The following is a 22,226-nucleotide window of genomic DNA, read 5'->3' on the forward strand; positions in this document are numbered from 1 at the left end:
GGTCCGCCATGACCGTAAACATCCTGTTTTCCGCGCGCCCTGCACTGTGGCCAGTATACGAACCACTGCTGACCAAATACCTGACAGATGCGGGGCTGGAATTTCAACTCGGCACCGACGTCGACCCCGATCAGGTTGACTATATCGTCTATGCACCAAACGGAGGGCTGCTTGATTTCTCACCCTATACGCGTCTCAAGGCCGTACTGAGCCTTTGGGCGGGGGTTGAGAAAATCGCGGGCAACGAGACCCTGACCGTACCACTTGCGCGGATGGTAGACCACGGCCTGACGCAGGGCATGACCGAATGGGTTGTCGGCCACGTGTTGCGCTATCACCTTGGGATGGATCAGCACATTAAAGTTCAGGATGGTGTCTGGAACCCCGAAATTCCGCCGCTGGCGACCGAGCGCAAGGTTTGCATTCTGGGTCTCGGAGCGCTTGGCAAGGCTGCCGCCCGCACGTTGGCCGCCCTGAACTTTGACGTCACGGGCTGGAGCCGTTCGGCCAAAGATATTCCCGGCGTCACATGTGTGCATGGCGCAGACGGGCTGCGTGCCGCCCTGTCACAGGCCGAGATCGTGGTACTGCTATTGCCGGGCACGCCCGCCACTGAAAACACACTGAATGCCGAAACACTGGCGCTGATGCCCAAGGGCGCGCGCATCATCAACCCCGGGCGTGGCCCTCTAATTGACGATGATGCCCTGTTGGCGGCACTGAACTCTGGCCAGATCGGCCACGCGACGCTGGATGTCTTCCGGGTGGAACCTCTGCCCGCGGATCACCCCTATTGGACGCATCCGAACGTAACGGTCACCCCGCATATCGCATCAGAAACCCGGCCAGAAACAGCGGCACAGGTGATCTGCGAGAACATCCGACGAGGTGAGGCAGGTGAACCGTTCCTGCACCTCGTCGATCGCAATTTGGGATACTAGGCCGCGATCAGGCCGCGCCCTTTCAGCAGCGCCTCAACCCCCGGCAACCGGCCACGGAAAGCAAGGTACAACTCCTCGGCTTCGCGCGAGCCACCGGTGGACAGAATATTTTCTTCCAGCGCCTTGGCGCGTTCGGGGTCGAATGCGCCGCCCGCCTCTTCAAAGGCGGCAAAGGCGTCGGCATCCATGACCTCGGACCACATGTAGCTGTAATAGCCCGAGCTATAGCCGTCACCCGCGAACACATGCGCGAAATGTGGGGTCGCGTGGCGCATGCCGATCGCATTTGGCATCCCGATGCTTGTAAGAACCTCGGCCTGTTTCGCCATCGGATCGGCCGGCGCGTCGCCATCATGGAAGGCCAGATCCACCAGCGCCGAGGCGACATATTCCACCGTCTGGAACCCCTGATCGAAATTGGCCGCCATCAGCACCTTCTCCAGCATCTCTTGCGGCATCGGCTCACCGGTATCGGCATGAGTGGCGAATTCGGCCAGAACCTCGGGGACCTCCAGCCAATGTTCGTAGAGCTGGCTGGGCAGTTCGACGAAATCACGCGCAACGCTGGTACCTGAAATGCTTTCATAGGTCACATTGGACAACATCTGATGCAAGGCGTGGCCGAACTCGTGGAACAGGGTCCGGGCGTCGTCATAAGACAGCAACGCCGGGTCGCCTTTGGCGAAATTGCAGACATTGATCACGACCGGCGCCTGCACCTTGGGAAACTTGGCCTGCGACCGCATCGCACTGCACCACGCACCAGACCGTTTTGAGCTTCGCGCGAAATAGTCCCCTATGAACACCGAGATATGCTGCCTATTACGCGTCACCTCCCACGCGCGGCAATCGGGGTGATAGAGTGGGACATCCAACGGTGCAAACTCTAGCCCGAACAGACGGTGCGCGCAGGCAAAGGCAGCCTCAATCATCCGGTCCAACTGCAGGTAGGGCTTCAGCACTGCGTCATCCAGATCGTGCTCGGCCTTTCGCCGTTTCTCAGCATAATAGCGCCAATCCCACGCTTCCAATGGGCCGCTGACGCCATCCGTCTGCATCAACTGAGCCAGAATTTCAGCGTCCGCATCGGCCCGTGATTTGGCAGGCTCCCACACTTGCATCAGCAGATCGCGCACCTTGTCAGGCGTGCGCGCCATTTCGGTTTCCAGTTTGAAAGCAGCAAAGCTGTCATAGCCCAGCAACTTGGCCCGCTCTTCGCGCAGCTGCAGGATTTCGGATGCAATCTCGCGGTTGTCGGTCTCGCCGCCATTGGCCCCACGCGCGGTCCAGGCTCGGTAGGCCTTTTCGCGCAAGTCTCTGCGTGGCGAGAATTGCAGGAACGGCACAATTAACGAACGTGACAAGGTCACAACCGGGCCATCTGCACCCTTGTCCTTTCCTGCGGCGCGGGCGGCATCCACTACGAAATCCGGCAGACCTTCCAGATCATCCTCGGACAGGTCCATGGACCAGTCGCGTTCATCCGCCAGAAGGTTCTGGGTAAAAGACGTCCCCAGCGAAGCCAAACGCGCCTTGATCTCCTGCATCCTAGCGTCTTCGTCGCCTTCAAGCGCCGCACCTGCGCGGACAAAACCGCGATGGGTCAGCATCAATACGCGGGCCCGTTCATCTGTCAGGTTCAGCTTGTCCTTGCGGCCCCACAGGTCGGCCACGCGCTGAAACAGCGCCTTGTTCGACGAGATGCCCGAAAAATGCGTCGACAATTTGGGCGAGAAGTCGCGCTGCAGCGCTTCGCGGGCCGGGTTACTATCGGCCCCGGCAACGGTGAAAAACACCGAAAGAACCTTGTCCATCTGCTCGCCTGCGGCCTCAAGTGCCTCGATCGTATTTGCGAAAGTGGGGGCGTCCGGATTTCCTGCAATCCCATCGATCTGAGCATTATGGGCCAGCATTGCCTGATCCAGAGCGGGGGCAAAATCTTCGTCGGCTATGTCGGCAAAAGGTGCAATTTCAAACGGTGTGGTCCAGTCGGACAAGATCGGATTGGTCATAGAAGTCTCCTTTGACCACAGAATTAGGAACGGTAGACCGGATGATCCAGAGCGGGACTACGACCCAGCGCCACAAACCGGACAATCGGCGCGACGGGACAAAGTGATCTTACGGCTTTCACCGTAAAGCGCGTCATAGATCAGCATTTCCCCAAGCAGGGCTTGACCGGCTCCGGTGATCACCTTGATTGCTTCGACCGCCATCATCGATCCGACCACACCGGGCAAAGGGCCGATCACCCCGGCCTCGGCACAGGACGGCGCCAGACCCGGCGCCGGAGCTTCGGGGAAGATACACTGATAGCAGGGTGCACCGTTGGCCGGATCGAAAACGCTCAGCTGACCTTCCCATTGTGACAGTGCACCTGAGATCAGCGGTTTACCCAGCGCTACCGCCGTACGATTGGCCAGATAGCGGGTGTCGAAATTGTCTGTGCCGTCGAGCATTAGATCGAAATCAGCGAACAGGTCGGAGGCGATCTCATCGGTCAGACGACGGTGATAGGGCAGGACGGTGACATTGGGGTTCTGCGCCTGCATGGCTTGCTGGGCCGAGAACACCTTGGGCATGCCAATATCCGCATCGCGGTGGATCACCTGCCGTTGAAGGTTTGCGTTCTCGACCTCGTCATCGTCGATCACGCCAATTGTGCCCACGCCTGCAGCGGCCAGGTATTGCAGCGCGGGCGCGCCGAGCCCTCCGGCACCAATCACCAGCACCCGCGCCTTTTTCAACTTTTTCTGACCCGGACCGCCCAATTCGCGCAGAACGATGTGGCGAGCGTAGCGCTCCAGTTCGGCTTCGGAGAATTTCTCGGATGGCATTGCGGGCTCCTGAGCTGAGGCTGGAGCGGCGCGACTGCGCAACGCTTTCAGCATATGTCCGTAAAGCAGTACCAGTAGCGCAGTGCCGCCCAGTATCAGCCACATCGCCGCAGAGCCGCCGGTCGCCTCGCGCAAAGGATGCCCATCGGGAAGGAGCAATTGGGCCGTTATCACCCCCAGCAACAGAACAGCGACCGATGTTACGCGTGCCGACCGGGAAACGCCCGCCAAATAGCCGACGCCCCACAGGGCTGCGGCGAGGATCAAAACCAGCAGCATCAGCCGCGCCCGGTCGAGCCGAAACCACCCACACCGCGCGTGGTCTCACTGAGCGCTTCAACCGCTTGGAACGAGGCCTGTACAACAGGGGCCACGACCAGTTGGGCGATGCGTTCGCCATGGGTGATTTCGAACACCTCTTGACCCGCATTCAGGACTATCACCCCCAGCGGACCACGATAGTCACTGTCGATGGTGCCGGGTGTATTGGGCAATGTGATGCCGTGTTTCAGCGCAAGACCCGAACGAGGACGAACCTGCACTTCGAACCCCTGAGGAATTTCGATCCGCAAACCAGTAGGCACCAAGACACGCTGACCAGGTTCCAGTGTGATCGACACGCCATCTGGCAGGTTCGCCCGCACATCCGCGCCGGCTGCCCCGGTTGTTTCATAAGACGGCAAAGGCACCGACGGATCAGCGCCCTCCTCGCGGATCACACGAATTGCAACCATCATTGTTCCTCTTGTCTAGCTGGTCAGCGCATCGGCGATCTTTTGCGCCAAACGCTGGGCGACTTGATCTTTACCCATGCGCGGCCATTCCTCGGCACCCTCGTCCGAGATCAGGATCACCGCGTTTTCGGAGCCGCCCATTATCCCGGTTGCCGGGCTGACATCATTGGCCACGATCCAATCGCACCCTTTGCGCCCCCGTTTCGCGGTGGCATGTTCAACTACATTGTCTGTTTCTGCGGCAAAGCCGACGACCAATTGGGGACGTCCGGTTTCGAGATGCGAGATGCGTTTCAAGATGTCGGGGTTCTCGGCAAATTCCAGTGTCGGCATCCCATCACGGCTTTTCTTCAATTTCTTGTCCGAGGCGCTGGCTACCCGCCAATCCGCCACGGCTGCGGCGAACACGCCCGCATCAACCGGCAGTGCAGCATCCACCGCATCAGACATTTGCTGTGCGGTTTCAACCGGCACAACCCGGACGCCCTCAGGCGGGGGAACGTCTGCCGGGCCGGTCACAAAGGTCACGTCAGCGCCCAATGTAGCCAACGCCCGCGCCACGGCTGTTCCCTGCGCCCCAGACGAGCGGTTGGCGATATAGCGCACCGGGTCGATAGGTTCATGCGTCGGCCCCGAGGTCACAAGCACGCGCTTGCCGTTGAGCGGACCGCCACCCAGCTCTGTTTCAATCGCCGCAACGATCTCAAGCGATTCAGACATGCGGCCGGGGCCGTATTCACCGCACGCCATGTCGCCTTCATTGGGGCCAACAAAACGAACGCCATCCGCCTGCAGCTGTTTTAGATTTCGCTGCGTCGCAGGATGTTCCCACATCCGCACGTTCATCGCGGGTGCACAAAGAACCGGCGTATCCGTGGCCATCAACAGGGTCGAGGCCAGATCGTTAGCCAATCCCCCTGCCATCTTTCCCATCAGATCGGCGGTCGCAGGGGCAACGACAATCAGATCGGCCGAGCGCGACAGCTGGATATGGCCCATTTCTGCCTCATCCGTCAGATCAAACAGATCGCAATAGACCTTTTCTCCAGCCAACGCCGATACCGACAGGGGCGTCACGAATTCTTCGGCGGCGCGGGTCAGAACAGGCGTCACAGACGCGCCGCGTTCCCTCAGCCGCCGGATCATATCCAGCGACTTATAGGCTGCGATCCCACCGCCAATGATCAGCAGAATGCGTTTCGATGCCAGCATGTTGAACCCTTCCTGTCCCGGTCGGCCCCGACATTAGGCAAGGGGGGCGGACAGTTCCAGCGGTTAATTGGATGTCTGAAACGCCAAGCAAGGATCTTCGCGTTCGATAGTCGGACTGTCGATCACGGCATCGAATTCTCCCTCGATGAGACCGTCCTCGGACTGGCCCAGCACAAACACTTTCAGCCCTGGACGCAGCCGGGACAGAAATGTCGGAATGCCCCGATCTTTTCGCGCGTGACCATTGCCGGTTATCACCGCAACCGGTCCGCCTGTCTCATCGGTCGCGCGAAGGATCGCTCGGGTCAACACAGCATCGCGCAGACGCTGAATAGCAACCAGCTGCGGCAACGCACTTTCTGGCATCGCATTGCAATGCGCGGCCAGTTGATCGGCCTCGCGCGCGGCTTGCTCCTCGGCTGGTAGCGGAACGGTCAGACCATAACGCGCCGCATCCGCACCCAAGGCGGTGGCTGCGCCCCGCTCCATCGCGGCACGGGTGGCCGCGCGCGGAACCATGGCGCCATATACCGGCGCGTCCGAAGCCTGAAAGACCGGGTAATACATGCTGAGCGGCGGCCAGCCGGATTCGATCCATTCCAGAATCCGCGCAAGCTCCTCGGGGTCGGATACAGCCTTATCCGCAAGACGTTGCGCACCTTCTTCGGTCACCATCTCCCACACGACGGCAGAGGGTTTCACAGCCTTTAACGCCTCGGCCTGAATAACATGGTGCTGAGGATTGTCGTGCACCTCACCCAGAATCACCACGTCCGCCGAAGTCATCGCGGACAGAATATCATCGGGGATAAGATCATCGGCATGGCCGGGGCTGGCCATAACCGCAAGTGCGCAAAGCAGAATCGCAAGATGTTTCATGCGATGAAGTGTTGCACCTCACGCGATTGAGCTTCAAGACTCTTGCGCATTTTAACAAATGCCGCTGCCTCTATCTGGCGCACACGCTCCTTGGACAGGCCAAGCTCCTGCCCCAGACTTTCAAGGGTCCGTATGGGTTCACGCAGCTTGCGTTCGCGCACGATAAACCTTTCGCGGTCGCTGAGCGCCTGCATCGCCGTCACCAACCATTCGCGCAACTGTTCTGTGTCATGGCTATTTTCGACTGTCTCGGCGGCCTGCTCCCGCTCATCTTCCAGCGCATCAATCCATTCGCGCCCATCTTCGTCGGCCGATTGTACGGCGTTCAGTGAAAAGTCGGAACCAGATAGGCGTCCTTCCATCATTTCCACATCGCGCAGCGGCACGCCAATTTCGGCGGCAATCATCTGGTGCAACTGATAGCGATCCAGATCCATCCCATCGCTTGCGGCTTCGCGCTCCAAACGCGCCTGAACCCGACGCATGTTGAAAAACAGCGATTTCTGGGATGAGGTCGACCCGGTCCGTACCATTGACCAATTGCGCATCACATAATCCTGAATGCTCGCCTTGATCCACCAGACCGCATAGGTCGAAAAGCGCACGCCCCTATCGGGATCAAACTTGTCCGCCGCCTTCATCAAGCCCAGACCAGCCTCTTGGATCAGGTCATTCATCGGCGCGCCATAGCGTTTGAACTTGGCCGCCATGGAAATCGCCAAACGCATGTAAGCTGTAATGAGTCGATGCAATGCCTTTTCGTCACGCTCATCACGCCACGCATAAGCTAGTTTCAATTCCGTCTCCGCGTCCAGCAATTCGGCCTTCATCGCTTGCCGCGACATCGAGAAATCGTTTGCATTGTCGAGTGCCATTGAAATCTCCCCTTTTCACTGGCGCGGGCTGGGCTTGCCTTGCCGATCTATGGTCGATACGCAGAACAAAACCGGGTGGATCATAAGAAAGGTAATTATAGTGTATCCGGATTTAACCTTTGTGTTGGGGGGTGCGGCCTCGGGAAAGTCGGCATTTGCCGAACAATTGATTGTTTCATCAGGTAAAAATCGAATTTACCTTGCCACATCACAAGTGTTTGATGACGAGATGCGCGAAAAGGTTCAACGCCACATTGCCCAGCGCGGGCAGGGCTGGGAAACCATCGAGGCACCATTGGACCTTGGCCCGGCTTTGGGCAATCTAACCCCCGACGATATCTGCCTGATCGACTGCGCCACCATGTGGCTGACCAATCACTTGCTGGCCGGAAACGATCTGGAACAGGAGCAAGCCAACCTGTTGCAGGCATTGAAATCATGCCGCGCGCCGATTGTGATAGTCTCGAACGAGGTCGGCCATGGTATTGTCCCAGACAACGCCTTGTCCCGCAGGTTCCGCGACGCGCAGGGGAGGTTGAACATCGCACTGGCAGCGCAGGCCGATCTGGCTGTGCAAGTCATCGCTGGGCTACCATTGGTGCTGAAAGGGCAACTGCCATGACCCGCCTGCATCTTGTCCGGCACGGGCCGACACATGCTAAGACCATGATCGGATGGTCCGACATTCCGGCCGACCTCAGCGATCACGCCGCCATTGCACGCCTGTACGACCACCTGCCTGCCAAGGCATTGGTCATCTCATCCGACCTTTCACGCGCCGCCGACACTGCTACGGCCATTCAGGGTAAACGCCAACGCCTGCCGCATCATCGCGATCTGCGCGAAATCCATTTCGGTACTTGGGAGTTGCGCGGTTTCAAAGAGATCGAGGCCGAAGACCCCGAGCTGACCTTTGCTTATTGGGACAACCCCGGCGACGTGCGCGCCCCAAACGGCGAAAGCTGGAATGAGGTACGCAGCCGCGTCGATGCCGTGATCGATCAATTAATCGCAGATCATTCCGGGCGCGATCTGATTGTTGTCGCCCATTTCGGCGTGATCCTGACCCAAGTTCAGCGTGCTCTTGGACTTACGGCCTTTGAGGCGTTCAGTCATCGCATCGACAACCTCTCGGTCACGGACATAACCCATCGTGGTGATCGCTGGTCGGTGGGGCGGATCAATCACTGCCCGTGATCACATCCCGCACAAATCACTGATTTACTGAACGGTCACACCACGCCATCCTCGTGACATGACTTATGATTTGTTTATCGGAGACCGCCTGTTTTCCAGTTGGTCCTTGCGCGGCTGGCTGATGCTGGAAAAATTCGGCCTGCCCTATCGAAGCCAGATGATCGGTCTCTATTCCGGCACTATGGCCGAGGATATGAAGCCGCTCGCCCCGGCGCGCCTTGTCCCCGCCCTGCGCCTGCCCGATGGCACCGTAGTGGGCGAAAGCCTCGCCATGGCAGAGACGCTGGCCGAAAACCACCCCGAGGCCGGGTTGTGGCCGCAAGACCCCTCCGCCCGCGCAACCGCTCGGTGGCTTTGCGCCGAAATGGTGGCCGGGTTCAACACCCTACGTGCAGAATGCCCGATGCAGTTGATGCATTGCTGGCAGGGGTTTACCCCGTCACCTGAGACCCGGGCTGATCTGGAACGGATCGAAACGCTCTGGGCCCATGCTCGCGCCGTATCCGGTTCAGAAACCGGCCCGCTCTTTGGCGAATATTCTCTGGCGGACGTGTTTTTCACGCCAGTCGCCGCACGGATTATTGGCTATGGCTTGCCGGTGTCCGAGGCCAATAAAGATTATTGTCTGGAATTGCTATCCGACCCAACAGTGCGCCAATGGCGCGCGATGGGGATGACGGTGACCTATGAACCATTCCCATATGCGCTGGATCTGCCATCTAAGACTTGGCCAATTGGCGGCCAATCCGACGCACGCCCGATCGAAGGCGGATCTTCGGTTAACGACGCATGCCCCTATTCCGGCAAACCGGTCTCACATTTTCTGGAACTGAACGGGCAGCGTTGGGGCTTTTGCAATCAATTCTGCCGTGACAAAACTGTCGCGGACCCCGCTGCGTGGCCGAAATTCACCGAAATGGCCAGCGCTGTTAACCATTCTTAAACCGCGCCCATGGCAGCAACGACCTGTTAACTAAAAAGGTCGTTCATGGTCGCCCGCTCCCACACAGTTGCCTTCCAAGGCGTCGATGCCCGCCCGGTCGAGGTGCAATGCGCCGTCTCGCCGGGCCTACCCGCTTTTTCCATTGTCGGTCTGCCTGACAAGGCAGTGTCCGAGGCCCGCGACCGTATCCGCAGCGCGCTAAGTTCCATGGCCATTGCGCTGCCTTCGAAACGGATCACCATCAACCTCTCGCCCGCCGACCTGCCCAAAGAAGGCAGCCATTTCGACCTGCCCATCGCCGTCGCGCTGTTATCCGCGCTGGAAATCATCCCATCCGACGCTGCCGAAGGCGCTGTTTCGCTGGGTGAGCTGTCATTGGACGGCTCGCTGGTACCGGTTGTCGGTGCCCTGCCCGCCGCGATGACTGCCGCTGCCGAGGATCGATCACTGCTCTGCCCGCGCGCCTCTAGCGCCGAGGCCGCCTGGGTCGATGCCACACAGGTAATTGGCGCCGGCTCATTGGGCGATGTGGTGCGGCATTTCTCGGGCCAGTCACCTTTACCTGCTGCCCAGCCTGGCGAGGTAAACCTAGCGCCCAGCGCCCGCGATCTGCGCGATGTAAAAGGGCAGGAAAGGGCCAAACGCGCGTTGGAGATCGCCGCGGCCGGACGCCATCACCTGATCATGATCGGGACACCCGGTTCCGGCAAATCCATGTTGGCGGCGCGCCTGCCCGGTATTCTGCCACCGCTGACGCCGACTGAGGCACTGGAAACTTCTATGATTCAATCGCTGTGCGGATTGCTGGACGAAGGTGGCATCAGTCGCACCCGCCCGTTTCGCGAACCCCACCACACGGCATCGATGGCTGCAATCGTGGGCGGGGGGAAAGGGGCAAAACCGGGTGAAATCTCGTTGGCCCATAATGGCGTATTGTTCATGGATGAGTTCCCGGAATTCCCCCGTACGGTGCTGGAAACCCTGCGACAGCCAATTGAGACCGGAGAGGTCATGGTCGCCCGCGCCAATGCCCACGTGAAATACCCCTGCCGCTTCATGTTGGTGGCTGCCGCCAACCCTTGCAAATGCGGATACCTCACTGATCCGGCCCGCGCCTGTTCCCGCGCACCTGTTTGCGGAGAGGACTATCTGTCCCGTATATCAGGCCCGTTGATGGACCGGTTTGACCTGCGAATCGAGGTGCCGCCCGTTGGGTTCACCGACCTTGATCTGCCGCCATCCGGGGATAGTTCTGCCACCGTCGCGGCCCGCGTCGAACAGGCCCGTGCTATTCAGGCCGAACGGTTCACCCACACACCGGGAACACGCCAGAATGCAGATGTTGAGGGTACAGTTTTGGAAGAAATCGCTGCGCCGGATGCTGAAGGCAAAGAACTGTTGCTAAAAGCTGCAGAACGGTTTGGCCTGTCGGCGCGCGCCTTTCACCGCATCCTGCGGGTGGCGCGCACGATTGCGGACCTGGACGGAGCACCAGATGTCCGCCGCCCGCATGTGGCCGAGGCGCTGAGTTTTCGAATCAGCGCCAAGGTCGCGACTTAAATCTTGGCCTCGATCGCCTGCCAGATTTTTTCGGCGATGTTTACGCCGTCAAACCGCTCCAACTCCTGAATGCCGGTTGGCGAGGTGACATTGATTTCAGTCAGGTAATCGCCAATCACATCGATCCCGACAAACACCTGCCCCTTTTCCTTCAACAGAGGACCAATCGCGGCACAAATCTCAATATCCCGCTGGGACAGGTCGATCTTTTCAGGACGACCACCCACATGCATGTTTGATCGCGTCTCACCAGCAGCAGGAACCCGGTTGATCGCGCCCACGGCCTCGCCATCCACCAGAATCACCCGCTTGTCGCCATTGCTGACATCGGGCAGGAATTTCTGGACGATTAGCGGCTCTCGCGAAAATCCGGTGAACAGCTCATGCAACGAAGTCAAATTGCGGTCATTCGCATCCAACCGGAAAACCCCAGCGCCGCCATTGCCGTAAAGCGGTTTCAGGATCACGTCGCCATGTTTTTCCTTAAACGCCTTTATCGTCTGCAGATCACGCGCAATCGTCGTCGGCGGGGTCAGGTCGGGAAAATCCAGAACCAGCAGCTTTTCGGGGTAATTGCGCACCCAGAACGGATCGTTGACCACCAATGTCTGCCCTTTCAAGCGATCCAACAGGTGCGTCGACGTGATGTAGTGCATGTCGAACGGAGGGTCCTGACGCAGCCAGACCACGTCGAACTCGGTCAGATCAACCTCGCGTTCCGGACCCAGTTCAGCGGGGTTGCCGGCGACGCGTTGCACTTTCATGTCGTGTCCGCGCGCGGTGATCCGCCCTTGTTGATAGGCCAGCTGATCCGGGCTGTAGAAAAACAACGTGTGCCCACGCGCCTGCGCCTCTTCGGCCAGACGGAATGAGCTGTCTGCATTGATATCCACGGCCCCGATCGGGTCCATCTGAAAGGCGATTTTCATGGCGTGTCCCTCAGTTTCACGCCAGATACATGGCCCAGCGGGGCCGGGGGTTCAATGGGGATCAAGCCTGACCGAACGCGTTTTCGATGATTTGAACGGCACCGGTCGCATCCACCAAAGCCGCATCAAACCGGACATTTGTCAGCTGTCCGCCGGGTTCGTGTTCCAGAAATTGCGCCGCCGAAGCGCAAATCCGGGCGATCTGACGCTGGCAGATCCGAGCGGCCGCCATGTCGAAACTGCTGCTTTTCTTGACCTCAATGAAAACGATTCCATCCGCGTTACGGGCAATCAGGTCGATCTCTCCGCCCGATCCGCGCCAGCGACGGTGCGCAATAAAGAAACCACGCCTTTCGTAATCCGCCGCAACCTGCTGTTCCGCTGCCTGTCCGGCGTAAAAGGAAACCGAACTGCGAACGGATCTTGCGGTCATGTCATCCCTTTCCCAGTTTCAGAGCCTTCTGATAGATTGGTCGGCGCGGCAGCTTATACATCTGCGACACTAGATCCGCCGCGTCCCGCACCGAATGGGTTTCCAAGGCCCGTTTCAAAGCCTCTTCTACGTCAGATTCGTTAACAGTTTCCGAATGGCCGCGATCCACCAGCAGGACGATCTCACCTTTGATCGTCTGACCCTGCAATTCAGCGGCGAGGTCACCCAAAGACCCGCGCCGAACCTCTTCGAATTTCTTGGTCAGTTCGCGGCACAGCGCGGCGGAACGGTCTTCGCCCAGCACCTTGGCCAGATCATAAAGGCACGCGGCCACGCGTTTGGGCGATTCGTAAAACACCAGCGTGCCGGGAATGTCGCGCAGGGTCTCGATCCGCGACCGACGTGCACCGGATGCGTTGGGTAGAAACCCGGCAAAAAAGAACGCATCGGTGGGGAGGCCTGCCAGCGTCAATGCCATCAACGCCGCCGAAGGGCCCGGCGCGCAGGTTACGACATACCCGGCCTCAGCCGCCTGCCGCCCCAGATCATAGCCCGGATCGGCAATCAGCGGCATTCCCGCCTCAGACGCATAGGCAACAGATTTCCCTTCGGCCAGCGCATCCAAAATTTTCCCACGTGCCCCGGCACCGCTGTGATCGTGATAGGCTAGGATACGCCGCCCATCCAAAGGAACACCGTGAATTTCCATCAACCGGCGCAGGCTGCGGGTGTCCTCGGCAGCAATCACATCTGCCGAGGCAAGCACGTCCAGCGCCCTAAGCGTAATGTCGCGCGCCGTACCGATCGGAGTGGCAACAAAATACAGGCCAGCGCCCAATCTGACTTTTTGGAAATTCAAAGCTGGACCCTCACAGCGTGACGTTTATTATCGCGACCCAATACATTGGCGGCTTCTCAAACCGCCGGGACAGGGAGTTTTCATTCAGATGTTTACCGTTTGCAAGCCCGTTCGCAAACTGGCGCGCACCGCCGCCGTTTTGACCACCGCCGCATTTCTGGCAGCATGTGATGTCGGCACCATCGGCGGAGGGCCGTCGATCAATGCATCCGACCCCGTTCCAGTTGCCCTGCTGGTCCCTGCAGGTTCAGGACAGGCCGGGGATGAAGCATTGGCGCGCAGTCTGGAAAACGCAGCACGGCTAGCCATGTCAGATTTGCAGAATGTTCAGATAGACCTGCGGGTCTATGACACGCGAGGCAGCTCGAATACAGCGGCGGCGGTTGCGCAGCAGGCGGTGGCAGATGGCGCGAAAATCATACTTGGTCCGGTCTATGCGCAGGCTGCAAATTCTGCTGGCATTGCGGCACTGAGCAGCAACGTCAACGTATTGTCCTTCTCGAACAACACCAGCATTGCAGGCGGCAATGTGTTTGTGCTTGGACCGACTTTCGACAATACAGCCAACCGTCTTGTCAGCTATGCGGGATCGCGCGGCAAATCAAACATGGTTATCGTTCACAGTAACGATGCTGCGGGTCAGTTGGGTCAATCAGCCATTGCCAACGCGCTTGCCAACAGCCGCGTGAACAATGCCGGATCGGTGGGCTATGACCGTTCACAACAAGGCGTCATCAACTCGGTTCCCTCAGTCAAAGCAACCGTAGACGCGTCGGGTGCGGATTCCCTGTTCCTGACATCGACCACGGCTGGCGCACTGCCTCTGTTCACACAACTGCTGCCCGAAGCGGGCGTCTCGCCGACGAATACTCAGTTCATTGGCCTGACGCGCTGGGATATTCCTGCGCAGACACTGGAACTGCCGGGCGTACAGGGTGGCTGGTTCGCACTGCCGGACCCGTCCAAGGCCCAAGCCTATCGCCAGCGATATAACAACACCTATGGCGAGGCGCCTCATCCGATTAGCGGGCTGGCCTATGACGGTATTGCAGCAATCGCCGCGCTGGTGAGCCAGGGCAAATCCAATGCGCTGACAGCGGCGGCGCTGACACAGAACGCCGGTTTCCAGGGCGTTGGCGGTATCTTCCGTCTGCATCCGAACGGCACCAACGAACGCGGTCTGGCTGTCGCCACGATCCAGAATAAACAGGTAGTAGTTATTGACCCTGCCCCACAAAGCTTCTCAGGCGCTGGTTTCTGATCAAACGGGCCTGACGCTCACCCCAAGGGGTGAGTTGATCTGCCCAGCCGATGAAATTTTCGACAGTGCCGCTGTTCTGGCGCAGCTGTCGGACGCTTTTGACACCACAACAGACAATGCCGCGCGGCGAAATGAGACCGTGCGGATTTTGCGTGCCACCCAAAAGACCGGGCGTCAGGCCATTGCCGATGCCTTTGCCAAGCGCCCATTCGAGGCGCGCGCCCTGACCCGCTCTTACACCTACCTGACCGACGGGCTGGTCTGCACCGCCATGAAGGTTGCAGGTGAATATTTGCACCCGCTGGCCACGCCGACGCAGGGTGAAAAGATCGCAGTGCTGGCCGTGGGCGGATACGGGCGCGGAGAAATGGCACCTGCGTCAGACGTCGACCTGTTGTTCTTGACCCCCTACAAAATCACCGCTTGGGCCGAGAGCGTGATTGAATCCATGCTCTATATCCTCTGGGATTTGCGGCTGAAAGTTGGTCACTCATCCCGTACGATCAAGGATTGCCTGCGGTTAGGCACCGAAGACTTTACCATCCGCACCGCCATGCTGGAGCAGCGCTATCTGGCCGGGGATATGGCGCTTGCAGCCGATCTGGAAAGCCGCCTGAAATCCGATCTGTTCAATGGGAGCGAGCGGCAATTCATCGAAGCCAAGCTGCAGGAACGCGACGAACGTCACAAAAAGCAGGGCCAGCGCTATATGGTCGAGCCCAACGTAAAAGAGGGCAAAGGCGGGCTACGCGATCTGCAATCGCTCTACTGGATTGCGAAATACGTCTATGGCGTTCAGGACGTGGCCGAGCTTGTTCCGCTGGGCCTGTTCACGCGCGACGAATTCAAGACTTTCGTCAAAGCCGAAGATTTCCTGTGGGCGGTGCGGTCGCATCTGCATCTGGTCACCGGGCGTGCGACTGAGCAGTTGACCTTTGATCTGCAGGTCGAGGTGGCCAACCGGATGGGTTATGAAGATCGGGCTGGCCGACGCGCGGTCGAGGTGTTCATGCAGCGCTATTTCCGCGAGGCAACCTATGTGGGTGAGCTGACCCGCATCTTCCTGACCAAGCTAGAAGCCCAACATGTGAAGGGCGAGGCCCTGCTTGAAAGGATTTTTCGCCGACGTCGGCGGATCAAAGCAGGCTACAAGGTTGTACATGGTCGGCTAAACGTGGCCGACCCGGACACGTTCCTGTCAGACAAGCTGAACTTGCTGCGCCTGTTCGAGGAAGGTTTGCGCACCGGCATGCTGATTCATCCGGACGCCATGCGGCTGGTGACCGCCAACCTGAACCTGATCGACGAAGATATGCGTGAAAACCGCGAGGCGCAGCGTATCTTTCTTGATCTGATGCTGAAACACGGCAATCCCGAACGCGCCCTGCGGCGGATGAATGAACTTGGCGTGCTGTCGGCCTTCCTGCCGGAGTTCGAGCACATCGTGGCGATGATGCAATTCAACATGTATCACAGCTATACCGTGGACGAGCATACCATTCAGTGCATCGTCAATCTGGCACAGATCGAACGGGGTGAACTTGTCGAGTCGCTGCCGCTGGCCTCGTCGATCCTAAAAGGAGAGGTCAATCGCAAGGTTCTGTATGTAGCGTTACTGCTGCACGACATTGCCAAGGGCCGCCCCGAAGACCATTCGATCCTGGGTGCGAAGATCGCCCGCAAGGTTGCGCCCCGTCTGGGGTTGAGCAAGGCGGATTCGGAAACGGTGGAATGGCTGGTGCGCTATCATCTGTTGATGTCGGATATGGCGCAGAAACGAGACATCTCTGACCCGCGCACCGTGCGCGATTTCGCCAAGGCTGTAAAAACGGTCAAACGGCTGGACCTGCTGACAGTGCTGACAGTCTGCGACATACGCGGGGTGGGTCCAAACACCTGGAACAACTGGAAAGCCACCTTGCTGCGCGCCCTGCATGCCGAAACCAAGCGCGCGCTTGAGACCGGGATGGAAGACCTAAACCGCAGCAATCGCGGTGCCGAAGCCAAAAAGGCATTGCGAGCCGAACTGTCAGGCTGGTCCAAATCAGATCTCAAGGTGGAAATCAGTCGGCACTATCCGCCCTATTGGCAGGGCCTGAACCTGTCGACCCATGTAGAGTTTGCCGAAATGCTGCGGGCGCTGGAAAACAGCGGTGATCCGGGCGAGGTGGAGATTCGCATGCATCCGGACGAAGATCGCGACGCCACCCGCGCCTGTTTCGCGATGGGCGACCATCCCGGTATCTTTGCGCGGATTGCGGGGGCTTTGGCACTGATCGGGGCCAACGTGGTGGACGCGCGCAGCTATACCACCAAGGATGGCTATGTAACCGATGCGTTCTGGATTCAGGATGCCGAGGGGCACCCGTTCGAGACCAGCCGCCTGCCGCGCCTGACTCAGATGATCCACAAAACGCTGAAGGGCGAGGTGGTGGCCCGCGATGCGCTAAAATCACGTGACAAGATCAAGAAACGCGAGCGCGCCTTCAATGTCCCGACCCATATCACCTTCGACAATGACGGATCGGAGATTTACACGATCATCGAGGTCGATACCCGCGATCGTCCCGGCCTGCTGTATGATCTGACCCGGACGCTGGCTGCAGCCAATGTCTATATCGCCAATGCGGTGATCGCGACCTATGGCGAGCAAGTCGTGGACACGTTCTATGTCAAAGACATGTTCGGACTAAAATACTATGCAGACAGCAAGCAGCGCACGCTCGAGGACAAGCTGCGCAAGGCCATAACCGAAGGCGCCGAGCGCGCGGCCTCATGAAGCAGATACGTCTATTTTCGGGCCTGTTCACAGTTGGGTTCTGGACACTGGCCAGCCGAATTCTTGGTTTTCTGCGGGAAATCCTGTTGACAGCCTATATCGGTCCGGGGCCGGTGATGGACGCTTTCGTCGCCGCCTTCCGTCTGCCCAACATGTTTCGCCGGTTCTTTGCCGAGGGCGCGTTCAATGCCGCCTTTGTGCCGATGTTTTCCAAACGTCTGGAAGGCGACGAGAACGCGCAAGGCTTTGCGCAGGATGCCTTCAACCTGCTGGCCGCGGCCGTATTGGCCTTGGTAGGTCTGGCGATGGTTTTCATGCCCGGCCTCGTGTGGCTAACGGCCGAGGGGTTCTACGGCGACGAGCGTTTCGATCTAGCCGTGGACTATGGTTATGTCGTCTTTCCCTACATCCTGTTCATGTCTCTGGCCGCCCTCTTTTCCGGGGTTCTGAACGCGACAGGTCGCTTTGCGGCGGCAGCGGCGGCACCGGTTCTGTTGAACATCTTCGCCTGCACAGCCCTGATCGCAGGCGCGATGTCTGGGGGTGAGGTCATTCGCTGGCTCATCACCGTTATTCCCATTGCCGGCGTCGCTCAATTGGCGCTGGTCTGGGTGGCCACCGAACGTGCTGGCATCCGCATCCGCGTAGGTTGGCCGCGCCTTACGCCTGAAATGCGAAATATGGTTCGTATCGCTGTGCCCGCCGCCCTGGCAATGGGGGTGACGCAAGTCAATCTGGTGGTGGGGCAACTTGTTGCCTCGAAAACTGAAAAGGCGGTCAGCTGGTTGTTTGCGGCGGATCGCCTGTATCAGCTGCCCCTAGGCGTTGTCGGGATCGCCATAGGTATTGTCCTGCTGCCCGACTTGTCGCGCCGCCTGCGCGCCGATGACAAAGAAGGAGCCCGAAACGCCTTTTCCCGCGCGGGAGAGTTCATGCTGTTGCTGACCTTGCCCTCGACTGTGGCGTTCCTGATCATTCCAAACCCGTTGGTTTCGGTCCTGTTCGAACGTGGGCAGTTCAGCGCTGAGGATACTGCAGCCACCGCACTGGCTGTCGCTGTCTATGGTCTTGGACTGCCCGCCTTCATGCTGCAAAAACTGCTGCAACCGCTTTATTTCGCACGCGAGGATACGCGGTCTCCGTTCCACTATGCGGTGGTGGCCATGGTCATCAATGCAGGTCTGGCCTTCGGTCTTTATCCGCTGGTGGGCTGGATCGCCCCAGCCATCGCCGCCTCAGCTGCAGGCTGGGCCATGGTGGCGCTGCTGGCCGTCGGCGCGCGCGGGATGGGCGACGAGGCCCGGTTCGATACCCGGTTCCGCCAACGCGCCGGGCGTATCGTGGCAGCCTCGCTAGGGATGGGGGTCGTTCTGTTTGCCGCCATCCAACTGTTCGGGTGGGCGCTGGAAATGGCGGGGTGGCGATATCTGGCACTTCTGATGTTGATCGCAGTCGCCGCCCTTAGCTATTTCGCACTGGGCCATCTATTGGGTGCGTTTAAGCTGTCCGAGTTCAAACGCGCCCTGCGCCGCTCATGATCAGTCACGACGAATGCGGCTGACAATCCGAGCCCATCCCCCCGGAGCTAAAAAGAAGGACAGGCCAAACCCGGTAGCAAAACCGCCCAGATCGGCCACCCAATCGGATGTCCCACCAAACAGCAGACCGAACACCAGTTGGATGCCCATAAGTATCGCAATCAGGCTGAACGCCCGTGACTGGTTTTCCCCCACCAGCGACAGCTTGCGCCATAGCAACCAGGTGAAAGCGCCGATCAGGCCATAAACAGGGGGGAAACCTCCGACCAGCGGGTAATTGGGGTCCAGCAGCAGCGCGTAAGCCAACGCTCCGCCCACACCGGACAGTACAAAGATCAGCAGCATCTGGAACCCGCCAAAGACTTCGGCCACCATCTTGCCCATTGCCAGCAGGAAAACGCAGACAAACACGGCCTGCGTGAACGTGCCCGACACGAATGGATAGGTCACGAACCGGATCACATGCTCGATTGGCCAGCGCCCGTTCTGCATCATCCAGTCAAAGATATCGGGTGAGAAGGAATAGCTTTGCAACGCGTCCAGCCGCCAACCCACAGCCGACGGGCCTCCGATCAACCCGCGAGTGCCCAAAGTAAAGGCCAGCTCCACTCCCATGATGAACAGGGTCAAAGCCACCACAACAGGCGGCAGAGGGTTCACGGCGGGTGTATAATGCTCACTGCTCATTGGGCTGGCCTTTCGCGGCTGTTGACGTCCCTTGGCCTCATGGGTAAGCGACGGGGGCTTATTTTTCCAGACGGGAGTTCCCTTCGATGACCGAAACTCAGTTCACGCCGCGTGTGTTTTCCGGCATCCAGCCGTCGGGAAACCTGCACCTTGGCAACTATCTGGGTGCGCTCAAGCGGTTCGTGGATATGCAGCAACCGGATATGGAGACCATCTATTGCATGGTTGATCTGCACGCGATCACCGTCTGGCAAGACCCCAAGGAACTGGCTCATTCGACACGTGAACTGTGCGCGGGCTTTATTGCGGCAGGTCTCGATCCGGAAAAGTCGATCTTGTTCAACCAAAGTCAGGTACCCGAGCATGCGCAACTGGCGTGGATATTCAACTGCGTCGCCCGCATGGGTTGGATGCAACGGATGACCCAGTGGAAGGACAAGGCGGGTAAGAACCAGCAGAATGCCTCGCTGGGCCTGTTCGCGTACCCTTCGCTGATGGCCGCTGACATTCTTACCTATCACGCGACTCACGTACCGGTGGGCGACGACCAGAAACAGCACCTTGAGCTGACCCGCGACATCGCGATCAAGTTCAATCATGACTACGGCGTCGATTTCTTCCCGATCACCGAACCGGTGATCGAAGGCGCCGCGACCCGCGTCATGAGCCTGCGTGACGGGTCAAAAAAGATGTCCAAGTCCGACCCCTCGGACATGAGCCGCATCAACATGACCGATGACGCCGACACAATCGCCAAGAAGATTCGCAAGGCCAAGACCGATCCCGAGGCGCTGCCCTCGGAACTGGATGGTCTGGACGAACGCCCCGAAGCACGCAATCTTGTGAACATCTATGCCGCGCTCAGCGACCAGACCGCTGAACAAGTTTTGGCTGAAGTCGGCGGCAAGCAATTCGGTGAGTTTAAGCCGATTCTGGCGGAACTTGCGGTCTCGAAACTGGCGCCTATTTCGTCCGAGATGGCCCGCCTGATGGGCGAAGAGGCCGAGATTGACCAGATTCTGGCCAAGGGTGCGGAAAAGGCCCGCGCCATCGCGGCCCCGATCCTGCAGCAGACCTACGAAATCGTCGGCATGGTTGGAGCAAAACAAGGCTGATTGCTCTGGACCTTACCCTGACGTCTTCCTAGGTTTGCGCAAAAGCTTGGGAGGGCGTCATGGCAGTCGGCAAGAATATCCGCACATACTTTGAGGGACAGTGGCATGACGGAGACGCGCCTATCATGCGCGCGGCCGACCACGGGTCTTGGTTGGGTTCTTCGGTCTTTGACGGTGCCCGGTATTTCGACGGCATGGCCCCAGATTTGGAGGCGCATTGCGCCCGCGTGAACCGATCTGCCGAGGCGTTGATGCTGACGCCATTCGTCACAGCCGAACAGATGGTCGAGATCGTCCGCGAAGGACTAACCGCCTACGGCACGGATTCAGCGGTCTATATCCGTCCGATGTATTGGGGCATCGATGGCGATGCGACAGCTATCATTCCGCAAGAGAACAGCACCGGCTTTGCGATTTGTCTGGAAGAGATCCCGATGGCGCCCGAAACTGCCTCGGTGACGCTGGGATATACACGCTTCCGCCGTCCGGTCCTGGAATCGTCAGTAGTAAATGCAAAGGCCGGGTGCCTCTATCCCAACAATGCGCGAATGCTGCAGGAGGTACGATCGAACGGCTTTTCAAACGCGCTTGTCGCCGATGCGCTTGGTCATGTGGCCGAGACCGCAACGGCCAATATTTTCATGGTTCGCGACGGAGAGGTCTTTACCCCGACCCCCAACGGAACATTCCTAGCCGGTATCACGCGCGCGCGCCACATCAAAAACCTGCGCGCAGACAGCGTGACTGTAAACGAAGCCATCCTCAGCTTTGACGATTTCCACAAAGCAGACGAAGTCTTCATGACTGGCAACATGAACAAGATCACACCGGTCACGGCACTGGAAGACACACGATACCAAGTCGGCCCCGTTGCCCGCCGCGCGCGCGAACTTTACTGGGACTGGGCTCTGAGCACACGCTAGGCTTTGGTTGCCAGCACGCATTTGGTGGGGCATGATCGCCCGAAATGAATGAGGACACTTCATGCGCAAATTTCTGGTCATTCTGGATGACAGTCGCGAATGCCTGAACGCGATGCGCTTTGCCGCCATGCGGGCAGCCAATACTGGTGGCGGCGTAACGATTCTGTCGGTTATCCCGCCGGATGAATTCAATCACTGGATCGGCGTGGCCGAAGTGATGCGCGAAGAGGCCCGTGAACGGATTCATGCCCATTACGAGGTTTTCGCCAAATGGATGCGCGACAAACAGGGCATTGATCCGGAACTGGCGATCCGTGAAGGCGACCCGGTTCCACAAATCATCGAACATGTTCAATCAGACCCTGAAATTGGGGTGCTTGTATTGGGCGCGGGGGTTGAAAAGAAGGGCCCCGGGCCGCTGGTGACGCAGCTGACCAAAAACTCTGGCAACCTGCCGATCCCAATCACCATCGTTCCCGGTGATCTGAGCAAGGAAAAGCTGGAAGAGATCACCTGAGGGGGCC

Annotated in this window: 21 protein-coding genes; 11 read left to right on the forward strand and 10 right to left on the reverse strand. The window is 59.0% G+C overall.

Annotated features, from left to right (window positions below; all coding sequences use genetic code 11):
- Positions 1 to 8 precede the first annotated feature (8 nt).
- The gene (locus tag ACR0D7_RS09455; protein WP_480678796.1) at positions 9 to 941 is read left to right on the forward strand and encodes a 2-hydroxyacid dehydrogenase; all 933 of its coding nucleotides are present in this window, start codon (positions 9 to 11) and stop codon (positions 939 to 941) included.
- On the opposite strand, the gene ACR0D7_RS09460 is transcribed toward ACR0D7_RS09455, so the two are convergent.
- The 6 genes from ACR0D7_RS09460 to ACR0D7_RS09485 form a co-directional block, all read right to left on the reverse strand.
- Positions 938 to 2,953, reverse strand: a complete 2,016-nt coding sequence (locus tag ACR0D7_RS09460) for a M3 family metallopeptidase (RefSeq protein WP_480678797.1) — start codon at positions 2,951 to 2,953, stop codon at positions 938 to 940. The genes ACR0D7_RS09455 and ACR0D7_RS09460 overlap by 4 nt on opposite strands.
- Positions 2,954 to 3,010: 57 nt before the next feature.
- Positions 3,011 to 4,057, reverse strand: a complete 1,047-nt coding sequence (locus ACR0D7_RS09465) for a HesA/MoeB/ThiF family protein (RefSeq protein ID WP_480678798.1) — start codon at positions 4,055 to 4,057, stop codon at positions 3,011 to 3,013.
- Positions 4,057 to 4,512 (reverse strand): dUTP diphosphatase, encoded by a 456-nt coding sequence (dut, locus tag ACR0D7_RS09470; RefSeq protein ID WP_480678945.1) that lies wholly within the window; start codon positions 4,510 to 4,512, stop codon positions 4,057 to 4,059. Before dut ends, ACR0D7_RS09465 begins: the two co-directional genes overlap by 1 nt.
- A gap of 15 nt (positions 4,513 to 4,527) precedes the next feature.
- Positions 4,528 to 5,724: a bifunctional phosphopantothenoylcysteine decarboxylase/phosphopantothenate--cysteine ligase CoaBC gene (coaBC, locus tag ACR0D7_RS09475; protein WP_480678799.1), complete on the reverse strand. Its 1,197-nt coding sequence runs from the start codon at positions 5,722 to 5,724 to the stop codon at positions 4,528 to 4,530.
- A 63-nt stretch (positions 5,725 to 5,787) separates the two neighbouring features.
- Entirely contained in the window at positions 5,788 to 6,603 is an 816-nt protein-coding gene (locus tag ACR0D7_RS09480) for a ChaN family lipoprotein (protein ID WP_480678800.1), read from the reverse strand.
- Positions 6,600 to 7,478 (reverse strand): RNA polymerase factor sigma-32, encoded by an 879-nt coding sequence (locus ACR0D7_RS09485; RefSeq protein WP_170385941.1) that lies wholly within the window; start codon positions 7,476 to 7,478, stop codon positions 6,600 to 6,602. Before ACR0D7_RS09485 ends, ACR0D7_RS09480 begins: the two co-directional genes overlap by 4 nt.
- Positions 7,479 to 7,578: 100 nt before the next feature.
- Between ACR0D7_RS09485 and cobU the strand changes: the two genes are divergently transcribed.
- From cobU to ACR0D7_RS09505, 4 genes are read left to right on the forward strand one after another with little or no spacing between them, the layout of a single operon-like run.
- On the forward strand, positions 7,579 to 8,100 hold the full coding sequence (gene cobU / locus ACR0D7_RS09490; RefSeq protein WP_480678801.1) for a bifunctional adenosylcobinamide kinase/adenosylcobinamide-phosphate guanylyltransferase: 522 nt from the start codon (positions 7,579 to 7,581) through the stop codon (positions 8,098 to 8,100).
- On the forward strand, positions 8,097 to 8,675 hold the full coding sequence (locus ACR0D7_RS09495; protein WP_480678802.1) for a histidine phosphatase family protein: 579 nt from the start codon (positions 8,097 to 8,099) through the stop codon (positions 8,673 to 8,675). The genes cobU and ACR0D7_RS09495 overlap by 4 nt, the downstream gene beginning before the upstream one ends.
- 58 nt (positions 8,676 to 8,733) lie before the next feature.
- Positions 8,734 to 9,618, forward strand: a complete 885-nt coding sequence (locus tag ACR0D7_RS09500) for a glutathione S-transferase N-terminal domain-containing protein (RefSeq protein ID WP_480678803.1) — start codon at positions 8,734 to 8,736, stop codon at positions 9,616 to 9,618.
- A gap of 45 nt (positions 9,619 to 9,663) precedes the next feature.
- The gene (locus ACR0D7_RS09505) at positions 9,664 to 11,178 is read left to right on the forward strand and encodes a YifB family Mg chelatase-like AAA ATPase (RefSeq protein ID WP_480678804.1); all 1,515 of its coding nucleotides are present in this window, start codon (positions 9,664 to 9,666) and stop codon (positions 11,176 to 11,178) included.
- Here ACR0D7_RS09505 and gshB read toward each other — a convergent pair.
- The 3 genes from gshB to rsmI all read right to left on the reverse strand — a co-directional run bounded on the left by gshB (position 11,175) and on the right by rsmI (position 13,399).
- Positions 11,175 to 12,107, reverse strand: a complete 933-nt coding sequence (gene gshB / locus ACR0D7_RS09510; RefSeq protein WP_170573918.1) for a glutathione synthase — start codon at positions 12,105 to 12,107, stop codon at positions 11,175 to 11,177. The two genes, ACR0D7_RS09505 and gshB, sit on opposite strands and share 4 nt — an antisense overlap.
- 61 nt (positions 12,108 to 12,168) lie before the next feature.
- Entirely contained in the window at positions 12,169 to 12,540 is a 372-nt protein-coding gene (locus ACR0D7_RS09515; protein ID WP_480678805.1) for a YraN family protein, read from the reverse strand.
- A gap of 1 nt (position 12,541) precedes the next feature.
- Positions 12,542 to 13,399: a 16S rRNA (cytidine(1402)-2'-O)-methyltransferase gene (rsmI, locus tag ACR0D7_RS09520; protein ID WP_480678806.1), complete on the reverse strand. Its 858-nt coding sequence runs from the start codon at positions 13,397 to 13,399 to the stop codon at positions 12,542 to 12,544.
- 88 nt (positions 13,400 to 13,487) lie between these two features.
- On the opposite strand from rsmI, the gene ACR0D7_RS09525 reads away from it, so the two are divergent.
- From ACR0D7_RS09525 to murJ, 3 genes are read left to right on the forward strand one after another with little or no spacing between them, the layout of a single operon-like run.
- Entirely contained in the window at positions 13,488 to 14,660 is a 1,173-nt protein-coding gene (locus ACR0D7_RS09525; protein WP_480678807.1) for a penicillin-binding protein activator, read from the forward strand.
- The gene (locus ACR0D7_RS09530) at positions 14,620 to 17,439 is read left to right on the forward strand and encodes a [protein-PII] uridylyltransferase (protein WP_480678808.1); all 2,820 of its coding nucleotides are present in this window, start codon (positions 14,620 to 14,622) and stop codon (positions 17,437 to 17,439) included. The genes ACR0D7_RS09525 and ACR0D7_RS09530 overlap by 41 nt, the downstream gene beginning before the upstream one ends.
- Positions 17,436 to 18,977: a murein biosynthesis integral membrane protein MurJ gene (murJ, locus tag ACR0D7_RS09535; RefSeq protein ID WP_480678809.1), complete on the forward strand. Its 1,542-nt coding sequence runs from the start codon at positions 17,436 to 17,438 to the stop codon at positions 18,975 to 18,977. Before ACR0D7_RS09530 ends, murJ begins: the two co-directional genes overlap by 4 nt.
- On the opposite strand, the gene ACR0D7_RS09540 is transcribed toward murJ, so the two are convergent.
- Positions 18,978 to 19,664 carry a rhomboid family intramembrane serine protease gene (locus tag ACR0D7_RS09540; RefSeq protein ID WP_480678810.1) on the reverse strand — a complete coding sequence of 229 codons (687 nt, stop codon included), beginning with the start codon at positions 19,662 to 19,664 and terminating at the stop codon, positions 18,978 to 18,980. It lies immediately after the preceding gene.
- A gap of 86 nt (positions 19,665 to 19,750) precedes the next feature.
- Between ACR0D7_RS09540 and trpS the strand changes: the two genes are divergently transcribed.
- The 3 genes from trpS to ACR0D7_RS09555 all read left to right on the forward strand — a co-directional run bounded on the left by trpS (position 19,751) and on the right by ACR0D7_RS09555 (position 22,219).
- Positions 19,751 to 20,779 carry a tryptophan--tRNA ligase gene (trpS, locus tag ACR0D7_RS09545; RefSeq protein ID WP_480678811.1) on the forward strand — a complete coding sequence of 343 codons (1,029 nt, stop codon included), beginning with the start codon at positions 19,751 to 19,753 and terminating at the stop codon, positions 20,777 to 20,779.
- Positions 20,780 to 20,838: 59 nt separating this feature from the next.
- A complete protein-coding gene (locus ACR0D7_RS09550; RefSeq protein WP_480678812.1) occupies positions 20,839 to 21,702 on the forward strand; it encodes a branched-chain amino acid aminotransferase in 864 nt (287 codons plus the stop codon).
- Positions 21,703 to 21,763: 61 nt separating this feature from the next.
- Complete coding sequence (locus ACR0D7_RS09555; RefSeq protein WP_170385901.1) at positions 21,764 to 22,219, forward strand: universal stress protein; 456 nt, start codon at positions 21,764 to 21,766, stop codon at positions 22,217 to 22,219.
- The last annotated feature ends 7 nt before the right edge of the window (positions 22,220 to 22,226 follow it).

Source organism: Ruegeria sp. BB7 (assembly GCF_056539365.1).

Bases quoted from the DNA above. Each gene is read 5' to 3' on its own strand.
- ACR0D7_RS09455 (WP_480678796.1), top strand. From the start codon at position 9: ATGACCGTAAACATCCTGTTTTCCGCGCGCCCTGCACTGTGGCCAGTA.
- ACR0D7_RS09460 (WP_480678797.1), bottom strand. From the start codon at position 2,953: ATGACCAATCCGATCTTGTCCGACTGGACCACACCGTTTGAAATTGCA.
- ACR0D7_RS09465 (WP_480678798.1), bottom strand. From the start codon at position 4,057: ATGCTGCTGGTTTTGATCCTCGCCGCAGCCCTGTGGGGCGTCGGCTAT.
- dut (WP_480678945.1), bottom strand. From the start codon at position 4,512: ATGGTTGCAATTCGTGTGATCCGCGAGGAGGGCGCTGATCCGTCGGTG.
- coaBC (WP_480678799.1), bottom strand. From the start codon at position 5,724: ATGCTGGCATCGAAACGCATTCTGCTGATCATTGGCGGTGGGATCGCA.
- ACR0D7_RS09480 (WP_480678800.1), bottom strand. From the start codon at position 6,603: ATGAAACATCTTGCGATTCTGCTTTGCGCACTTGCGGTTATGGCCAGC.
- ACR0D7_RS09485 (WP_170385941.1), bottom strand. From the start codon at position 7,478: ATGGCACTCGACAATGCAAACGATTTCTCGATGTCGCGGCAAGCGATG.
- ACR0D7_RS09495 (WP_480678802.1), top strand. From the start codon at position 8,097: ATGACCCGCCTGCATCTTGTCCGGCACGGGCCGACACATGCTAAGACC.
- ACR0D7_RS09500 (WP_480678803.1), top strand. From the start codon at position 8,734: ATGACTTATGATTTGTTTATCGGAGACCGCCTGTTTTCCAGTTGGTCC.
- ACR0D7_RS09505 (WP_480678804.1), top strand. From the start codon at position 9,664: ATGGTCGCCCGCTCCCACACAGTTGCCTTCCAAGGCGTCGATGCCCGC.
- gshB (WP_170573918.1), bottom strand. From the start codon at position 12,107: ATGAAAATCGCCTTTCAGATGGACCCGATCGGGGCCGTGGATATCAAT.
- ACR0D7_RS09515 (WP_480678805.1), bottom strand. From the start codon at position 12,540: ATGACCGCAAGATCCGTTCGCAGTTCGGTTTCCTTTTACGCCGGACAG.
- ACR0D7_RS09525 (WP_480678807.1), top strand. From the start codon at position 13,488: ATGTTTACCGTTTGCAAGCCCGTTCGCAAACTGGCGCGCACCGCCGCC.
- murJ (WP_480678809.1), top strand. From the start codon at position 17,436: ATGAAGCAGATACGTCTATTTTCGGGCCTGTTCACAGTTGGGTTCTGG.
- ACR0D7_RS09540 (WP_480678810.1), bottom strand. From the start codon at position 19,664: ATGAGCAGTGAGCATTATACACCCGCCGTGAACCCTCTGCCGCCTGTT.
- trpS (WP_480678811.1), top strand. From the start codon at position 19,751: ATGACCGAAACTCAGTTCACGCCGCGTGTGTTTTCCGGCATCCAGCCG.
- ACR0D7_RS09550 (WP_480678812.1), top strand. From the start codon at position 20,839: ATGGCAGTCGGCAAGAATATCCGCACATACTTTGAGGGACAGTGGCAT.
- ACR0D7_RS09555 (WP_170385901.1), top strand. From the start codon at position 21,764: ATGCGCAAATTTCTGGTCATTCTGGATGACAGTCGCGAATGCCTGAAC.